This window comes from Microbacterium sp. LCT-H2 (genome assembly GCF_001866135.1).
In the GTDB taxonomy this organism is placed as follows: domain Bacteria; phylum Actinomycetota; class Actinomycetes; order Actinomycetales; family Microbacteriaceae; genus Microbacterium.
On the sequence record NZ_MODW01000005.1, the window covers coordinates 198,530 to 213,238 of the forward strand.

The 14,709-nt window shown below is 68.2% G+C and carries 14 protein-coding genes; 1 reads left to right on the forward strand and 13 read right to left on the reverse strand.

All coding sequences use genetic code 11. From position 1 onward, the window contains the following. Positions 1-32: 32 nt before the first annotated feature. From BK819_RS13430 to BK819_RS13480, 11 genes are all read right to left on the reverse strand, one after another. Positions 33-386, reverse strand: a complete 354-nt coding sequence (locus BK819_RS13430; RefSeq protein WP_025105022.1) for an RNA polymerase-binding protein RbpA — start codon at positions 384-386, stop codon at positions 33-35. Then, on the reverse strand, positions 386-634 hold the full coding sequence (gene secG / locus BK819_RS13435; protein WP_025105023.1) for a preprotein translocase subunit SecG: 249 nt from the start codon (positions 632-634) through the stop codon (positions 386-388). Before secG ends, BK819_RS13430 begins: the two co-directional genes overlap by 1 nt. An 80-nt stretch (positions 635-714) precedes the next feature. Then, positions 715-1,506 carry a triose-phosphate isomerase gene (gene tpiA, locus BK819_RS13440; RefSeq protein ID WP_071329583.1) on the reverse strand — a complete coding sequence of 264 codons (792 nt, stop codon included), beginning with the start codon at positions 1,504-1,506 and terminating at the stop codon, positions 715-717. Continuing rightward, complete coding sequence (gene pgk / locus BK819_RS13445; protein ID WP_071329584.1) at positions 1,497-2,711, reverse strand: phosphoglycerate kinase; 1,215 nt, start codon at positions 2,709-2,711, stop codon at positions 1,497-1,499. Before pgk ends, tpiA begins: the two co-directional genes overlap by 10 nt. 10 nt (positions 2,712-2,721) lie before the next feature. Next, positions 2,722-3,732: a type I glyceraldehyde-3-phosphate dehydrogenase gene (gap, locus tag BK819_RS13450; protein WP_071329585.1), complete on the reverse strand. Its 1,011-nt coding sequence runs from the start codon at positions 3,730-3,732 to the stop codon at positions 2,722-2,724. Between the two features lie 115 nt (positions 3,733-3,847). After that, positions 3,848-4,474: a superoxide dismutase gene (locus tag BK819_RS13455; protein WP_025105027.1), complete on the reverse strand. Its 627-nt coding sequence runs from the start codon at positions 4,472-4,474 to the stop codon at positions 3,848-3,850. A gap of 160 nt (positions 4,475-4,634) precedes the next feature. Further along, positions 4,635-5,612: a DNA-binding protein WhiA gene (whiA, locus tag BK819_RS13460; protein ID WP_060921191.1), complete on the reverse strand. Its 978-nt coding sequence runs from the start codon at positions 5,610-5,612 to the stop codon at positions 4,635-4,637. 63 nt (positions 5,613-5,675) lie between these two features. Continuing rightward, positions 5,676-6,548: an RNase adapter RapZ gene (gene rapZ, locus BK819_RS13465; protein WP_060921192.1), complete on the reverse strand. Its 873-nt coding sequence runs from the start codon at positions 6,546-6,548 to the stop codon at positions 5,676-5,678. 38 nt (positions 6,549-6,586) lie between these two features. After that, positions 6,587-8,491, reverse strand: a complete 1,905-nt coding sequence (gene uvrC / locus BK819_RS13470; RefSeq protein ID WP_071329586.1) for an excinuclease ABC subunit UvrC — start codon at positions 8,489-8,491, stop codon at positions 6,587-6,589. After that, positions 8,491-11,379: an excinuclease ABC subunit UvrA gene (gene uvrA, locus BK819_RS13475; protein ID WP_060921194.1), complete on the reverse strand. Its 2,889-nt coding sequence runs from the start codon at positions 11,377-11,379 to the stop codon at positions 8,491-8,493. The genes uvrC and uvrA overlap by 1 nt, the downstream gene beginning before the upstream one ends. A gap of 122 nt (positions 11,380-11,501) precedes the next feature. Further along, complete coding sequence (locus BK819_RS13480; RefSeq protein ID WP_071329587.1) at positions 11,502-11,945, reverse strand: MarR family winged helix-turn-helix transcriptional regulator; 444 nt, start codon at positions 11,943-11,945, stop codon at positions 11,502-11,504. 39 nt (positions 11,946-11,984) lie between these two features. On the opposite strand from BK819_RS13480, the gene BK819_RS13485 reads away from it, so the two are divergent. Next, the gene (locus tag BK819_RS13485; RefSeq protein ID WP_071329588.1) at positions 11,985-12,233 is read left to right on the forward strand and encodes a hypothetical protein; all 249 of its coding nucleotides are present in this window, start codon (positions 11,985-11,987) and stop codon (positions 12,231-12,233) included. An 11-nt stretch (positions 12,234-12,244) separates the two neighbouring features. On the opposite strand, the gene BK819_RS13490 is transcribed toward BK819_RS13485, so the two are convergent. Further along, entirely contained in the window at positions 12,245-12,592 is a 348-nt protein-coding gene (locus tag BK819_RS13490) for a TfoX/Sxy family protein (protein ID WP_071329589.1), read from the reverse strand. Positions 12,593-12,603: 11 nt separating this feature from the next. Beyond that, entirely contained in the window at positions 12,604-14,676 is a 2,073-nt protein-coding gene (gene uvrB / locus BK819_RS13495) for an excinuclease ABC subunit UvrB (protein ID WP_025105040.1), read from the reverse strand. Positions 14,677-14,709: the final 33 nt, after the last annotated feature.

Below are 14,709 nucleotides of genomic sequence, written 5' to 3' on the forward strand. Positions count from 1 at the left end.
CACGGCGGCTTCTCCTCTCGCTCAGTCGGCGGTCACTGACCCCGACGCTCGCGGAGCTGGGTGAGGGCGTCCTCCAGGAGCTGGACGGCCTCCTCGTCCGTGCGACGCTCCTTCACGTAGGCCAGGTGCGTCTTGTACGGCTCGGCCTTGGCGACCGCGGGAGGGTTCTCCTTATCCCGCCCGGCCGGAAGACCCGACTGCGGGTGATCGATGATCTCCGGGATCTCCTCCTCGGGGAGACCGGCGGCGAAGTAGCGGACCGTCTCGTTGCCGAGACCGTCCCAGTACGACACCGCGATGCGGTCGGCGTGGTAGCCGTGGTCCTGCTCCCCCATGGGACCGGAACCGACACGGGTACCGCGGATCGCGTTTCCACCGGTAGCCATCAGATCACCTCGAACTTCGTGATGAGGCCGAGCGCCACGATGGCGATGAACCACGTGAGCGCCAGGACGACGGTGAAGCGGTTCAGGTTCCGCTCCGCGAGACCGGAGGAGCCGACCGCAGTGGTCATGCCGCCACCGAACATGTCGGACAGGCCGCCGCCGCGACCCTTGTGCAAGAGGATGAGGAGAGTCAGCAGGACGCTGGTGATGCCCAGCACGACCTGCAGGACGAACTCGAGAATTGCCACGGAAAGAGCCTTTCGCTGGGGCCGGAGCGCCCCCGTAACGGTCAAGTATACGGTGCAGCGGGGCCGAAGCCCCGCCGCACTCACACGCCGACGTGCTTCTCGAAGCGGATGATCGCCGCGAACTCGTCGACGACGAGGCTCGCGCCGCCGACCAGAGCGCCGTCCACGTCGGGCTCGCGCATGAAGCTGGCGATGTTCGCCGCCTTGACCGATCCGCCGTAGAGGATGCGGGTGCGGGCCGCCGCCTCGTCGCCGAGGACCTTCGCGATCACACCGCGGAGCGCCGCGCAGACGTCCTGCGCCTGCTGCGGGGTGGCCGCCTGGCCCGATCCGATGGCCCAGACGGGCTCATACGCCACGACGATGTCAGCGGACGGGGAGACGCCCTGAAGGGCGACCTCGAGCTGTCCGGCCGGAACCGCGCTGGCACCGAACTTCTCCAGGTCCTCCGCCGTCTCGCCGACGCAGATCACCGGGGAGAGGCCGTGCTTGAGCGCAGCCTTCACCTTGCCGGCCACGATCTCGTCGGACTCGGCGTGATACTCGCGACGCTCGGAGTGTCCGATGATGACGTACTTCGCGTCGAGCTTCGCCAGGAACGCCCCGGAGATCTCGCCGGTGTACGCACCGGAGTCGTGCGCCGAGACGTCCTGCGCACCGAACGCGAACGGGATCTTGTCCGCGTCGATCAGCGTCTGCACGCTGCGGATATCGGTGAAGGGCGGGAAGACCGCCACCTCCACGGAGCCGTCCTCGTGCTTGGCGTCCTTCAGCGTCCAGTGCAGCTTCTGCACGAACGCCACCGCCTGCAGGTGATCCAGGTTCATCTTCCAGTTGCCCGCGATCAGCGGGGTACGGGAGCTCACGCCCATCCGAGGACCTCCAGCCCAGGTAGTTTCTTGCCCTCGAGGAATTCGAGGCTCGCACCGCCGCCGGTCGAGATGTGCCCGAACTGGTCGTCGGTGAATCCGAGCTGGCGGACGGCTGCGGCGGAGTCGCCGCCACCGACCACACTGAGGCCGTCGACCTCGGTCAGCGCCTGCGCGACCGCCTTGGTGCCCGCGGCGAAGGCCGGGAACTCGAACACGCCCATCGGGCCGTTCCAGAACACCGTCTTCGATCCGCGGATGACCTCGGCGAAGCGCGCCGCGGTCTCCGGTCCGATGTCGAGGCCGATGCCCGACGAGCCGAACGCCGTCTCCTCGATCGCGTCCGCGGCAGCCACCTCGTGGTCCGCCTCGGCGCCGAAGGATGCGGCGACCACCACATCGGTGGGGAGCACGAGCTCCACGCCGCGCTCCGCCGCTTCGGCGATGTACCCGCGGACGGTGTCGAGCTGGTCCTCCTCAAGGAGGCTCGACGCGACGGCATGGCCCTGCGCCTTCAGGAAGGTGAAGAGCATGCCGCCGCCGACGAGGATGCGGTCCACCCGCGGCAGCAGGTGGGAAATGACTCCGAGCTTGTCGCTCACCTTGGACCCGCCGAGCACGACCGCGTACGGCCGCTCCGGGTTCTCCGTCAAGCGGTCGAGCACGTCGAGCTCGGTCGCGATCAGGAGGCCGGCCGCCGAGGGCAGCAGCTTCGCGAGGTCGTAGACGCTCGCCTGCTTGCGGTGCACGACGCCGAAGCCGTCGGAGACGAGCACGTCGCCCAGCTCCGCGAGCTGCGCCGCGAAGGCACCGCGCTCGGCGTCGTCCTTCGAGGTCTCCCCGGGGTTGAATCGGAGGTTCTCGATCACGACGACCTGACCGTTCTCGAGGGACGCCACGGCATCCTTCGCGGCCTCACCGACCGTGTCGCCCGCGAAGGCGACCGGCGCGCCGAGCAGCTCGGACAGCCGCTGGGCGACCGGCGCGAGGCTGTACTGCGGGTCGGGGGCGCCGTCGGGGCGGCCGAGGTGCGAGCAGACGACGACGCGGGCGCCCGCGTCGATGAGGGTCTTCAGGGTCGGCAGCGAGGCGCGGACACGGCCATCGTCCGTGATGACCCCGTCCCGCAAGGGGACGTTCAGATCACAACGGACGATGACGCGCTTGCCCTCGAGCGAACCCAGTGAGTCCAGGGTGCGCAGAGTCATGTGGCGGAGCTCAGATGCGCTCGGCGACGTACTCGGTCAGGTCGACGAGACGGTTGGAGTAGCCCCACTCGTTGTCGTACCAGCTCGAGACCTTGATCAGGTTGCCGCTGACGTTGGTGAGCGTGGAGTCGAAGATCGACGAGTGCGGGTTGTGCACGATGTCGCTCGACACGATCGGGTCCTCGTTGTACTGCAGGTACCCGGCCAGACGGCCCTCGGCCGCAGCCTTCTTGTAGGCCTCGTTGACCTCGTCCACCGTGAGGTTCTCGCGATCCGTGATGAGGGTGAGGTCGACGATCGAGCCCGTGGGGACCGGCACGCGGTACGACGAGCCGCTGAGCTTGCCGTTCAGCTCCGGGAGGACGAGGCCGATGGCCTTCGCGGCCCCCGTCGAGGCCGGCGTGATGTTGATCGCGGCGGCACGGGCGCGGCGGAGGTCCTTGTGGGGGCCGTCCTGCAGGTTCTGGTCGGCGGTGTACGCGTGGGCCGTCATCATGAAGCCGCGGTCGATGCCGAAGGCGTCGTTGAACACCTTGGCCAGCGGCGCGAGGCAGTTCGTGGTGCAGGAGGCGTTGGAGATGATGTGGTCCGTCTCCGGGTTGTACGTCTCCTCGTTCACGCCCATGACGATGGTGCGGTCGTCACCCGTGGCCGGAGCCGAGATGACGACCTTCTTCGCACCCGCGTCGATGTGCTTGCGCGCGGCGTCGGCGTTGGTGAAGAAGCCGGTGGACTCGATGACGATGTCCACGCCCAGCTCGCCCCACGGGAGGTTGGCGGGGTCACGCTCTGCGAAGGCCTTGATCTCCTTGCCGTCGACGCTGATGCTGTCGTCGTCGTACGTGATCTCGGCGTCGAGGACACCGCTGACCGAGTCGTACTTCAGCAGGTGTGCCAGGGTCTTGTTGTCGGTGAGGTCGTTGACCGCGACGATCTCAAGGTCTGCTCCCTGCGCGAGAACTGCGCGGAAGTAGTTGCGTCCGATGCGGCCGAAGCCGTTGATACCGATCTTGACAGACACTCAGGTCTCCCTGTTTCTCATGCGCCGAGCGCCGCCGTCGAGCGTGCGCCATGCGCGGGTTTTTTGGCTGAGATGGCGCCCCGACGAGCCGTGGGCCCGCCGGGACGCGACCCGATTACGACAGTACCAGCAGGCCGTTCGTCTGCTGACGGGCGACCTCGAGGCGCTGGGCGACGTTCTCCCAGTTGGCGATGTTCCACGCGGCCTTGACGTAGTCGGCCTTCACGTTGAGGTAGTCGAGGTAGAAGGCGTGCTCCCACATGTCCAGCTGGAACAGCGGGATGGTGCCCTGCGCGGTGTTCGACTGCTGGTCGAAGAGCTGCTGGATGATGAGGCGCGAGCCGATCGAGTCCCAGCTCAGGACGGCCCAGCCGGAACCCTGGATCCCGGTGGCGGCGGCGGTGAAGTGCGCCTGGAACTTCTCGAAGGAGCCGAAGTACTCGTCGATGGCCGCCTTGAGCTCGCCCTCGGGCTGACCGCCGCCGTTCGGCGAGAGGTTCGTCCAGAAGATCGAGTGGTTGACGTGGCCGCCGAGGTTGAACGCGAGGTCCTTCTCGAGCTTGTTCACGTTCGCGAGGTTGCCGCTCTCGCGGGCCTCGGCCAGCTGCTCCAGGGCGGTGTTGGCGCCTGCGACATACGTCGCGTGGTGCTTGTCGTGGTGCAGCTCCATGATCTTGCCGCTGATGTGCGGCTCGAGAGCGGCGAAGTCGTAGGGAAGGTCGGGGAGCGTGTAGGTTGCCATATCGCATTCATCCAATCCGCGCCGCGCCGCGGCGCTTGCCGATGCTCCGCGTCGCCGATGTGCGACGGAGAGCGGACGACTTTCATCCTACTGACGACAACGCCTCGGGTGTCCGGATCCTTCCAGGGGTTGACACGCCGTCCAGGGCGGCGTCACCGGGTCAGACGTCGAGCCCTGCGGGGACGGCGGCCTCGGTCCCCGGGATGCCCTCCTGCTGCGCACGCTTGTCCGCCATCGCCAGCAGCCGGCGGATGCGGCCGGCCACGGCGTCCTTGGTGAGCGGAGGGTCGGCGTGGTGCCCCAGCTCGTCGAGGCTGGCGTCACGGTGCGCGAGGCGGAGCTCGCCGGCGACACGGAGGTGGTCGGGCACCTCGTCGGCCAGGATCTCGAGAGCACGCTCGACCCGGGCGCATGCCGCCACGGCCGCCTGCGCGGAACGGCGGAGGTTCGCATCGTCGAAGTTGACGAGCCTGTTCACGCCGGCGCGCACCTCGCGGCGCTGTCGCAGCTCCTCCCAGGCGAGGGCGGTGCGCTGGGCGCCCATCTCGCTGAGAATGGTGCGGATGGCCTCGCCCTCGCGGACGACTACGCGGGGAAGCCCACGGACCTCGCGGGCCTTCGCAGCGACGCCGAGACGGTGAGCGGCACCCACGAGCGCCATGGCCGCCTCGGACGACGGGCAGGCGACCTCGAGCATGGCGGAGCGGCCCGGCTCGCTGAGCGTCCCCGCGGCGAGGAACGCCCCGCGCCAGAGGCCGGCGACCTCCGCACGGGAACCCGTGGTAAGGCGGTTCGGGAGTCCGCGGACCGGGCGGCGACGCTGGTCGAGAAGCCCGGTCTGGCGGGCCAGGGTCTCCCCCTGCGCGATGACGCGCACCGCCCAGCGGGCGCCGTCGTTGGCGGTGCTCGACTGCACCTGGGCGATCTCCGGACGGACGCCGTAGATCTCGGCGAGGTCACGAGCCACGCGGCGGGCGAGGGTCTCGGCATCGACCTCCGCTTCCACCGCCACCCGGCCGGCGATGGAGTGCAGACCACCGGCGAACCGGAGGATGGCCGTCACCTCAGCGACGCGCACCGTCGGGGGTGCATTGCGGATGCTGACGAGCTCAGCCTTGACGTCGGTGGTTAGTGCCACGAGACTCCTTCACGTTCACGCGCCGGGTCGCGACGCAAACCTCCAGCTTACTCGCTCGGGGGCCTATTCCCTGCCGAGGTCACGGTGGCGGACGTTGACCGCGACGCCCGGGATTCCCGCCAGTCGACGGGCGAGCTCCTCGGACATCGCGACCGAACGGTGCTTGCCTCCCGTGCACCCGATGGCGATCGTGGAGTGGCTCTTGTTCTCGCGCTGGTACCCCTCGAGGACGGGCACGAGAGCCTTCGCGTAGGCGTCGAGGAACTCCTCCGCGCCGTCGCGAGAGAGCACGTATTCGCGTACCGTCTCATCCTGCCCCGTGAGTCCGCGCAGGTCTTCGTTCCAGTACGGGTTCGGCAGGAAGCGCATGTCGGCGACGACGTCGACATCGGTGGGGAGCCCGTACTTGAATCCGAAGCTGAGCAGCGTGACCCGGTGCCGGGCCTCCCCCTCCTCGGAGAAGATGTCGGACACCTTCGTCGCCAGCTGGTGGATGTTCAACGCCGTGGTGTCGATCACGAGGTCTGCGGCCTCGCGGATCGGCGCCAGCCGGGTGCGCTCGGTGCGGATGCCGTCGAGGAGCGTCCCATCGCCCTGGAGCGGGTGGGGGCGACGCACCGCCTCGAACCGACGGACGAGGACGTCGTCGGACGCATCGAGGAACAGCACGCGGATCGATCCCCGGGTGCGCAGCACACGCGCCACCTCGGGGAAGTCGTCGAAGAGGTTGCGACCGCGGACGTCGACCACCGCGGCGACCTTCGGGAGCGAATCCCCGCCCATGCCGGTGAGGTCGAGCAGCGGACGAAGAATCTGCGGCGGCAGGTTGTCCACGACGTACCAGCCGAGATCCTCGAGCGCATTGGCCACCGTGGTGCGCCCCGCGCCGGACATCCCGGTGACGATGAGGAACTCGCCCTTCTCCCCGTCAGACATCGCTACTCACTGCTCCTTCTCCCCCTCGGCCTCCCAGCCTAGCGAGTGGACAGGTGCGTATGGATGTTCTGGGCCAGCACCGGTCCGATCCCCTGGACCTCCTGGATCTGGTGGGGTTCGGCGGCGCGCAGCGCCGTGACCGAGCCGAAGTGCTTCAGCAGGACCTTGATCCGCGACGCCCCCAGACCGGGCACCTCGGCGAGCACCGTCGTGATGTCCTTCTTGCGCTTCTTCCGCTGGTGCGTGATGGCGAATCGATGCGCCTCATCGCGAAGCCGCTGGAGCAGGTAGAGAGATTCGCTGGTCCGCGGGAGGATGACCGGGAAGTCGTCTCCCGGAAGCCAGATCTCCTCCAGGCGCTTGGCGATGCCGCAGACGGCGATCTCGGTGTGTCCCGCGTCGCGGAGGGCTCGAGCTGCGGCCTCGACCTGGGGCTGCCCGCCGTCCACGAGCAGCAGCTGCGGCGGGTAGGCGAACCGGGGCTTCCGGCGCACACCCGCCTCGCCGACGTCTTCCGCGACCACGTCGTCGGTGGTGGGGTCGACGGTCTCCTGCTCCTCCGGGCGGTCGAGGTAGGCGAGCCGACGCCGCAGCACCTGGTACATGGAGTCGGTGTCGTCGGTGGTCTCCGCGATGTTGAAGGTGCGGTACTGGTCCTTCCGCGGCAGCCCATCCTCGAACACGACCATGGAAGCGACCACGTTCGTGCCCCCGAGGTGCGAGATGTCGAAGCACTCGATCCGGAGGGGCGCCTCCTCCATGCCCAGCGCTTCCTGCAGATCGGTCAGCGCCTGCGTGCGCGCGACGTAGTCGCTCGTCCGACGCGTCTTGTGCCTGATCAGCGCCTGCTGGGCGTTCAGGGTGGCCGTGCGCATGAGGTCGGCCCGCTGGCCGCGGTGCGCCACCGCGATCTCGACCTTCCGGCCTCGACGTTCACGCAGCCACGCCTCCAGCTCGGAGGCGTCGTCGGGAAGCACAGGGACGAGGATGCGACGTGGCACGTCCTGCGCCTCCCCGTACGCCTGCTGGAGGACCTGCTCCACGAGCTCCCCGCCGGAGATGTCGATCTCCTTCTCGATCGTCAGAGCCCGGACCCCTCGGACACGACCGCCGCGGATGACGAAGTGCTGCACCGCGGCCGCGAGCTCGTCCTCGGCGATGCCGAACAGGTCGGCGTCCTCGTCCGCCGGCAGCACGAGGGCGCTCTTGCCGAGCACGGCCTCGATCGCCGAGAGCTTGTCCCGGTACTTCGCGGCCGCCTCGTAGTCCATGGCCGCCGACGCGGCGAGCATGCGCTGCGTGAGCTCGCGGGTGAAGCGTTCGTCACCGCCCGCCATGAAAGCGACGAAATCGTCGACCATGGCGCGGTGCTCCTCGATCGACACCGTCATCGAGCACGGCCCGCCGCACTTGCCGATCTGCCCCGGGAAGCACGGGCGGCCCGTCTGCATCGCCCGCTTGTAGCTCGCGTCGCTGCAGGTGCGGATGGGGAAGGCTTTGATCATCAGGTCGATGGTCTCGTGCACCGCCCACACCTTCGGATAAGGACCGAAGTAGCGGGCTCCGGGGATCTTCCGGTTCCGGGTCACGAGCACCCGCGGCGCCTCGTCCCCCAGCGTGACCGCCATGAACGGGTAGGACTTGTCGTCCCGGTACTTGACGTTGAACGGCGGATCGAACTCCTTGATCCACATGTACTCGAGCTGAAGGGAGTCGACGTCGGTGGGCACGACCGTCCACTCCACCGACGCCGCCGTCGTCACCATCCGACGCGTGCGCTCATGCAGCGTCCGCAGCGGAGCGAAGTAGTTCGACAGCCGCTGACGGAGGTTCTTCGCCTTCCCGACGTACAGCACCCGGCCGTTGGCATCGCGGAACCGGTACACCCCCGGGTCGGTCGGGATCTCGCCCGCCCGGGGCTTGTACGGCAGCACGTCGGCCATCAGCTGGCCTTCCGCGCAGAGCGCCCCTCACCCAGGATCTCGGCGAGGAACTGGCCGGTGTGGCTCTCCTCGACCCGCGCGATCTGCTCCGGCGTGCCGGTGGCGAGGATCGTGCCGCCGCCGGAACCGCCCTCCGGACCCAGGTCGATCACCCAGTCGGCCGACTTGATCACGTCGAGGTTGTGCTCGATCACGATCACCGTGTTGCCCTTGTCGACCAGACCGTTCAGCACCTCGAGGAGCTTGCGCACGTCCTCGAAGTGCAGACCCGTCGTCGGCTCGTCGAGCACGTAGATGCTCCGCCCGTTGCTGCGGCGCTGGAGCTCGGTCGCGAGCTTCACGCGCTGCGCCTCACCGCCGGACAGCGTGGTCGCCGACTGGCCGAGGCGCACGTACCCCAGCCCCACGTCGACGAGGGTCTTCATGTAGCGGTGGATGGCCTGGATCGGCTCGAAGAACTCGGCCGCCTCCTCGATGGGCATCTCCAGCACCTCGGCGATGTTCTTGCCCTTGTAGTGCACGGCGAGGGTGTCGCGGTTGTACCGCTTGCCGTGGCACACCTCGCAGTCCACGTACACGTCCGGGAGGAAGTTCATCTCGATCTTGATCGTGCCGTCACCCGAGCAGGCCTCGCAGCGTCCGCCCTTGACGTTGAAGCTGAACCGGCCCGGCTGGTAGCCGCGGACCTTCGCCTCGGGCGTCTCGCTGAAGAGCGTGCGGATGCGGTCGAAGACGCCCGTGTAGGTCGCCGGGTTCGATCGCGGGGTGCGGCCGATCGGTGCCTGGTCGACGTGCACGACCTTGTCGAGGTTGTCGAGGCCGGTCACGCGGGTGTGCTTGCCCGGCACCGTTCGCGCGCCGTTGAGCCGCGACGCGAGCACCTGGTACAGGATGTCATTCACCAGGGACGACTTCCCGGATCCGCTGACGCCGGTGACCGCGGTGAGGACGCCGAGCGGGAAGTCCGCCGTGACGTTGCGGAGGTTGTTGGCGCGCGCGCCCACCACGCTCAGCATGCGCTTCTTGTCGATCTTCCGGCGCTTCGCCGGCATCGGGATCTCTCGACGGCCCGAGAGATAGTCGCCGGTCATGGAGTCGGTGTCGGCGAGCAGCGCCGAGTACGGCCCGGAGTGGACCACCGCTCCGCCGTTCACACCCGCGCCGGGACCGATATCGACCACCCAGTCCGCGGCCTCGATCGTCTCTTCGTCGTGCTCGACGACGATCAGGGTGTTCCCGAGGTCGCGCAGCGTGAGCAGCGTCTCGATGAGTCGGCGGTTGTCGCGCTGGTGCAGTCCGATCGACGGTTCATCGAGGACGTAGAGCACGCCGGTCAGGCCGGAGCCGATCTGCGTGGCGAGGCGGATGCGCTGGGCCTCGCCACCCGACAGCGAGCCCGCCGAGCGGCTGAGGTTCAGGTAGGACAGACCGACCTGGAGGAGGAAGTCGAGGCGCAGGCGGATCTCACGGAGCACCTGGGCGGCGATCTTGGCCTCGCGGTCGGTGAGGTGCAGCTTCTCCATGAAGGCCCGGGCATCGGCCAGGCTCAGGTGCGAGACCTCGGCGATGGAGTGACCGTGTACCTGCACGGCCAGCACCTCGGGCTTGAGACGGTCGCCATTGCAGACCGGGCACGGGACCTCGCGGAGGTACTCGCCCCACCGGCTGCGCTGCGTGTCGGACTCGGCCTGCAGGTACTGCCGCTCGATGTACGGCACCACGCCCTCGAAGCCGGAGGCATAGCGCATCTCACGGCCGTAGCGGTTCTTCCACTTGACCGTGACCTTGTAGTTCTCTCCGCGCAGCACCGCTTCCTTGACGTCGGAGTGCAGTTCGCGCCACGGGGTGTCGAGGGAGAAGTCGAGGTCGCGGGAGAGTCCTTCGAGCAGGCGCTCGTAGTACTGGAAGAGGCCCTTGCCCTGGGTGGTCCACGGGATGATGACGCCCTCGCGGATCGAGAGGTCTTCGTCGCCGAGCATCAGGTCCACGTCCACCGACATGCGGGTGCCGAGGCCCGAGCAGGCGGGGCAGGCGCCGAACGGCGCGTTGAAGGAGAACGTGCGCGGCTCGATCTCGGTGAGGGTGAGCGCGTGGCCGTTGGGGCACGCGAGCTTCTCCGAGAAGGTCTGCCAGGCGTCGTCGCCCTCGCCGTCGACGTAGTTGATCTGCACCACACCGCCGGCGAGTCCGAGAGCGGTCTCCACCGAGTCGGTCACGCGTCCGAGGATGTCCGGCGAGGCGACGAGGCGGTCGACGACCACGGCGATGTCGTGCTTGTAGCTCTTCTTGAGCGTCGGAGGCTCGGCCAGCTGGATGAGCTCGCCGTCGACGATCGCCCGCGAGTACCCCTTCGCCCCGAGCTCCCGGAACAGGTCGACGAACTCGCCCTTCTTCTGCGAGACGATCGGCGCGACGACCTGGTAGCGGGTACGCTCCGGCAGCTCCATGAGCTGGTCGGCGATCTGCTGGACAGTCTGACGCTGGATCTTCTCTCCGCACACCGGACAGTGCGGAACGCCGATGCGCGCCCAGAGCAGACGCATGTAGTCGTAGATCTCGGTGATCGTGCCGACCGTCGACCGAGGATTGCGGTTCGTCGACTTCTGATCGATCGACACCGCCGGGCTCAGCCCCTCGATGAAATCGACGTCCGGCCGGTCGACCTGGCCGAGGAACTGCCGCGCGTAGGCGCTCAGCGACTCGACGTACCGACGCTGCCCCTCGGCGAAGATCGTGTCGAAGGCGAGGCTCGACTTCCCCGATCCGGAGAGGCCGGTGAAGACCACCAGCGAGTCGCGAGGGATGTCGATGTCGACGTTCTTGAGATTGTGCACGCGGGCGCCGCGGACACTGAGTTTTCCTGGGGAAGCAACGGGGACGATGGGCACCGAACAAGTCTACGAGGGGCCACGGACATCGGCTCCGAGAACGCCCAACGCCTGGTCCCGGCGAGGGGGCTTCCCGGAGTCGTCACGGCGAGCGGGCCGCTCCCCCCGGGCCCCCGGACGGCTCAGCTCTGCTCGGAGCGCCGCCCCGCGAAGGCCCCGAGCCCGTCCCGGAGTGCGGCGATCTCGCCGATGCCCATCCCGACGGCGGCCATCACCCGATGCGGCACGTCCACGGCCCTCGCACGCAGCGCCGCTCCGGCGTCGGTGAGCGTGATCTCCAGCCGGCGCTCGTCCTCATTGCTTCGCTGGCGGGTCACCAGCCCGTCGGCCTCGAGCCTCTTGACGAGGGGCGACGCGGTCGCGGGCTCCAGCGCGAGGTCGGCGGCGAGGTCGTTCAGGGTCCGCGGCGACCGCTCCCACAGGGCGAGCATCACCAGGTACTGCGGGTGCGTCAACCCGAGCGGCTCGAGGATCGGCCGGTAGATCGCCACCACATTCCGCGCCGCCGTGACCACGGCGAAGCAGAGCTGGTTCTCGAGCCGGAGCAGATCATCGGTGTCAGTCACGATCTTGACTATACATCTGCACGAATCATTAGTACACTAATGAACATGTCACGCGACTCCAGCCGCCCCCCTCTTCGCACCCGAATCCGCGAAGCGGGGGGCCTTTACACCTGGGTGAACACCAACCTCGTGCGTCTCGCCGGTCCGGCCTCGGTCGGGCCCTACGAGAAGACGCCCCCGCCGAGCGCCGCGGAGCGCGCGGAACGAGCCTGTCCGCTCTGCGGTGCGCCGATGACCGAGCACGAGATCGACCGCTCCGGCGCGAAGACGCTGGTGCACTGCCCGTAGGCCCCTCGGCGTCAGTCGTCGTCGGCTGCGAGGGCGGCGCCGACCGACTCCCGGGCCATGTCGATCCAGGTCATGAGCGCGGCATCGTCGGCGATCGCCGACGCGGAGACATCGATCCACCCGGACCCCATGGTGCGGGACCCCATCACGGCGCGGGAAGCTCCGGGCAGGGTCACCGCGACGGCGCCGTTCTCCTCATCCACACGGACGAGAAGCGTCCCGTCCTTCCGGGCGCCCACCAGGATGCGCCCCTCGTCGAGGAACGCCCTGGTCCCGAACATCCGGCGCTCCTCGATGGAAGGGTCGGCCCCGAGCAGTGCGCGGACGCGGTCCGCGAGTTCCTCTCCTGCCGCATCCATCTCCACTCCGTCTACGCGTGCCCGGCCCGCTCCATCGACCGGAGCTCCTTCTTCAGATCCTGCACTTCGTCACGCAGGCGTCCGGCCAGCTCGAACTTCAGCTCGGCGGCCGCCGCGAGCATCTGATCGGTGAGGTCCTGGATCGTGGCCTCCAGCTGCTGGGCGCCCTCGGCCGCGATCCCGGTGCGCCGCAGGTTCGGTGTCGGCGACTTCCCCTTGCCCGACGCGCGGCCTCGGCCGGACATCAGCTCCGCGGTGTCCTGACCCTCGCGCGCCAGCACCTCCGTGATGTCGGCGATGCGCTTGCGCAGCGGCTGCGGATCGATGCCGTGCTCCTTGTTGTACGCGATCTGCTTCTCACGTCGGCGGTCGGTCTCCTCGATGGCCTTGGCCATGGAGTCCGTCATGTTGTCCGCGTACATGTGCACTTCACCGGACACGTTTCGCGCGGCGCGGCCGATGGTCTGGATGAGCGAGGTCCCGGAGCGGAGGAAGCCCTCCTTGTCTGCGTCGAGGATCGCGACGAGCGACACCTCCGGGAGGTCGAGTCCCTCGCGCAGCAGGTTGATACCCACCAGGACGTCGTACACGCCGGCGCGCAGTTCGCTGAGGAGCTCGACGCGACGCAGGGTGTCGACGTCGGAGTGCAGGTAGCGCACCCGGACGCCATGCTCGCCGAGGAAGTCGGTCAGCTCCTCCGCCATCTTCTTCGTGAGCGTCGTGACGAGCACGCGCTCGTCACGCTCCACGCGAAGCCTGATCTCTTCGAGGAGATCATCGATCTGCCCCTTCGACGGCTTGACGATGATCTCCGGATCGACCAGGCCGGTCGGGCGGATGATCTGCTCCACCACTCCGTCGGCGATGCCCATCTCGTACTTGCCCGGGGTGGCGGACAGGTAGACGGTCTGCCCCACGCGGTTCTTGAACTCGTCCCAGCGCAGTGGGCGGTTGTCCATCGCGCTCGGCAGCCGGAATCCATGGTCGACGAGGGTGCGCTTGCGGGACGCGTCTCCTTCGTACATCGCGCCGATCTGCGGCACCGTGACGTGGGACTCGTCGATGACGAGCAGGAAGTCGTCCGGGAAGAAGTCGAGGAGCGTGTGCGGAGGCTCGCCCGGCATGCGTCCGTCCATGTGACGCGAGTAGTTCTCGATGCCGGAGCAGAATCCGAGCTGCTGCAGCATCTCCAGGTCGAACGTGGTCCGCATTCGGAGTCGCTGTGCCTCGAGGAGCTTGCCCTGGCGCTCGAACTCCTTCAGCCGCTCCTCCAGCTCGTGCTCGATGGTGCCGATGGAGCGCTGGATGACGTCGGTGCCCGCGACGTAGTGCGAGGCCGGGAAGATCGGCACGGCGTCCAGCTTCTCGATGACCTCGCCCGTGAGCGGGTGCAGCGAGTAGAGAGCCTCGATCTCGTCGCCGAACAGCTCGATGCGGATGGCGTGCTCCTCGTACACCGGGATGATCTCGATCGTGTCGCCGCGGACACGGAAGTTGCCGCGCGAGAAGTCGACGTCGTTGCGGTTGTACTGCATCGCGATGAACTGACGGATCAAGGCGTCGCGGTCGTACCGCTCCCCCACCTGGAGCGCGACCATGGCGCGCAGGTACTCCTCCGGGGCGCCCAGGCCGTAGATGCAGGAGACGGTCGACACCACGACCACATCCCGACGGCTCAGCAGGGAGTTGGTCGTCGAGTGGCGGAGGCGCTCGACCTCCGCGTTGATCGAGGAGTCCTTCTCGATGAAGGTGTCCGTCTGCGGGACGTAGGCCTCGGGCTGGTAGTAGTCGTAGTACGAGACGAAGTACTCGACGGCGTTGTTCGGCATGAGCTCGCGGAACTCGTTGGCGAGCTGCGCCGCGAGGGTCTTGTTATGCGCGAGCACGAGCGTGGGGCGCTGCACCTGTTCGACGAGCCAGGCCGTGGTCGCCGATTTGCCTGTTCCGGTCGCCCCGAGCAGCACGATGTCGGTCTCGCCCGCGTTGATGCGGGACGCCAGCTCGGCGATGGCCTGCGGCTGGTCACCGGCGGGGGCGTACTCGCTGATGACCTCGAAGGGGCGGACACTGCGGGTGGGCTGCATACATCAAGCGTATGCCGCCCCTCCGACATCGGG

What these genes read in the sequence shown, in the direction of transcription:
- BK819_RS13430 (WP_025105022.1), bottom strand. Translation starts at nt 386, where the DNA reads ATGGCTACCGGTGGAAACGCGATCCGCGGTACCCGTGTCGGTTCCGGT.
- tpiA (WP_071329583.1), bottom strand. Translation starts at nt 1,506, where the DNA reads ATGGGCGTGAGCTCCCGTACCCCGCTGATCGCGGGCAACTGGAAGATG.
- pgk (WP_071329584.1), bottom strand. Translation starts at nt 2,711, where the DNA reads ATGACTCTGCGCACCCTGGACTCACTGGGTTCGCTCGAGGGCAAGCGC.
- BK819_RS13455 (WP_025105027.1), bottom strand. Translation starts at nt 4,474, where the DNA reads ATGGCAACCTACACGCTCCCCGACCTTCCCTACGACTTCGCCGCTCTC.
- rapZ (WP_060921192.1), bottom strand. Translation starts at nt 6,548, where the DNA reads ATGTCTGACGGGGAGAAGGGCGAGTTCCTCATCGTCACCGGGATGTCC.
- uvrC (WP_071329586.1), bottom strand. Translation starts at nt 8,491, where the DNA reads ATGGCCGACGTGCTGCCGTACAAGCCCCGGGCGGGCGAGATCCCGACC.
- BK819_RS13485 (WP_071329588.1), top strand. Translation starts at nt 11,985, where the DNA reads ATGAACATGTCACGCGACTCCAGCCGCCCCCCTCTTCGCACCCGAATC.
- BK819_RS13490 (WP_071329589.1), bottom strand. Translation starts at nt 12,592, where the DNA reads ATGGATGCGGCAGGAGAGGAACTCGCGGACCGCGTCCGCGCACTGCTC.
- uvrB (WP_025105040.1), bottom strand. Translation starts at nt 14,676, where the DNA reads ATGCAGCCCACCCGCAGTGTCCGCCCCTTCGAGGTCATCAGCGAGTAC.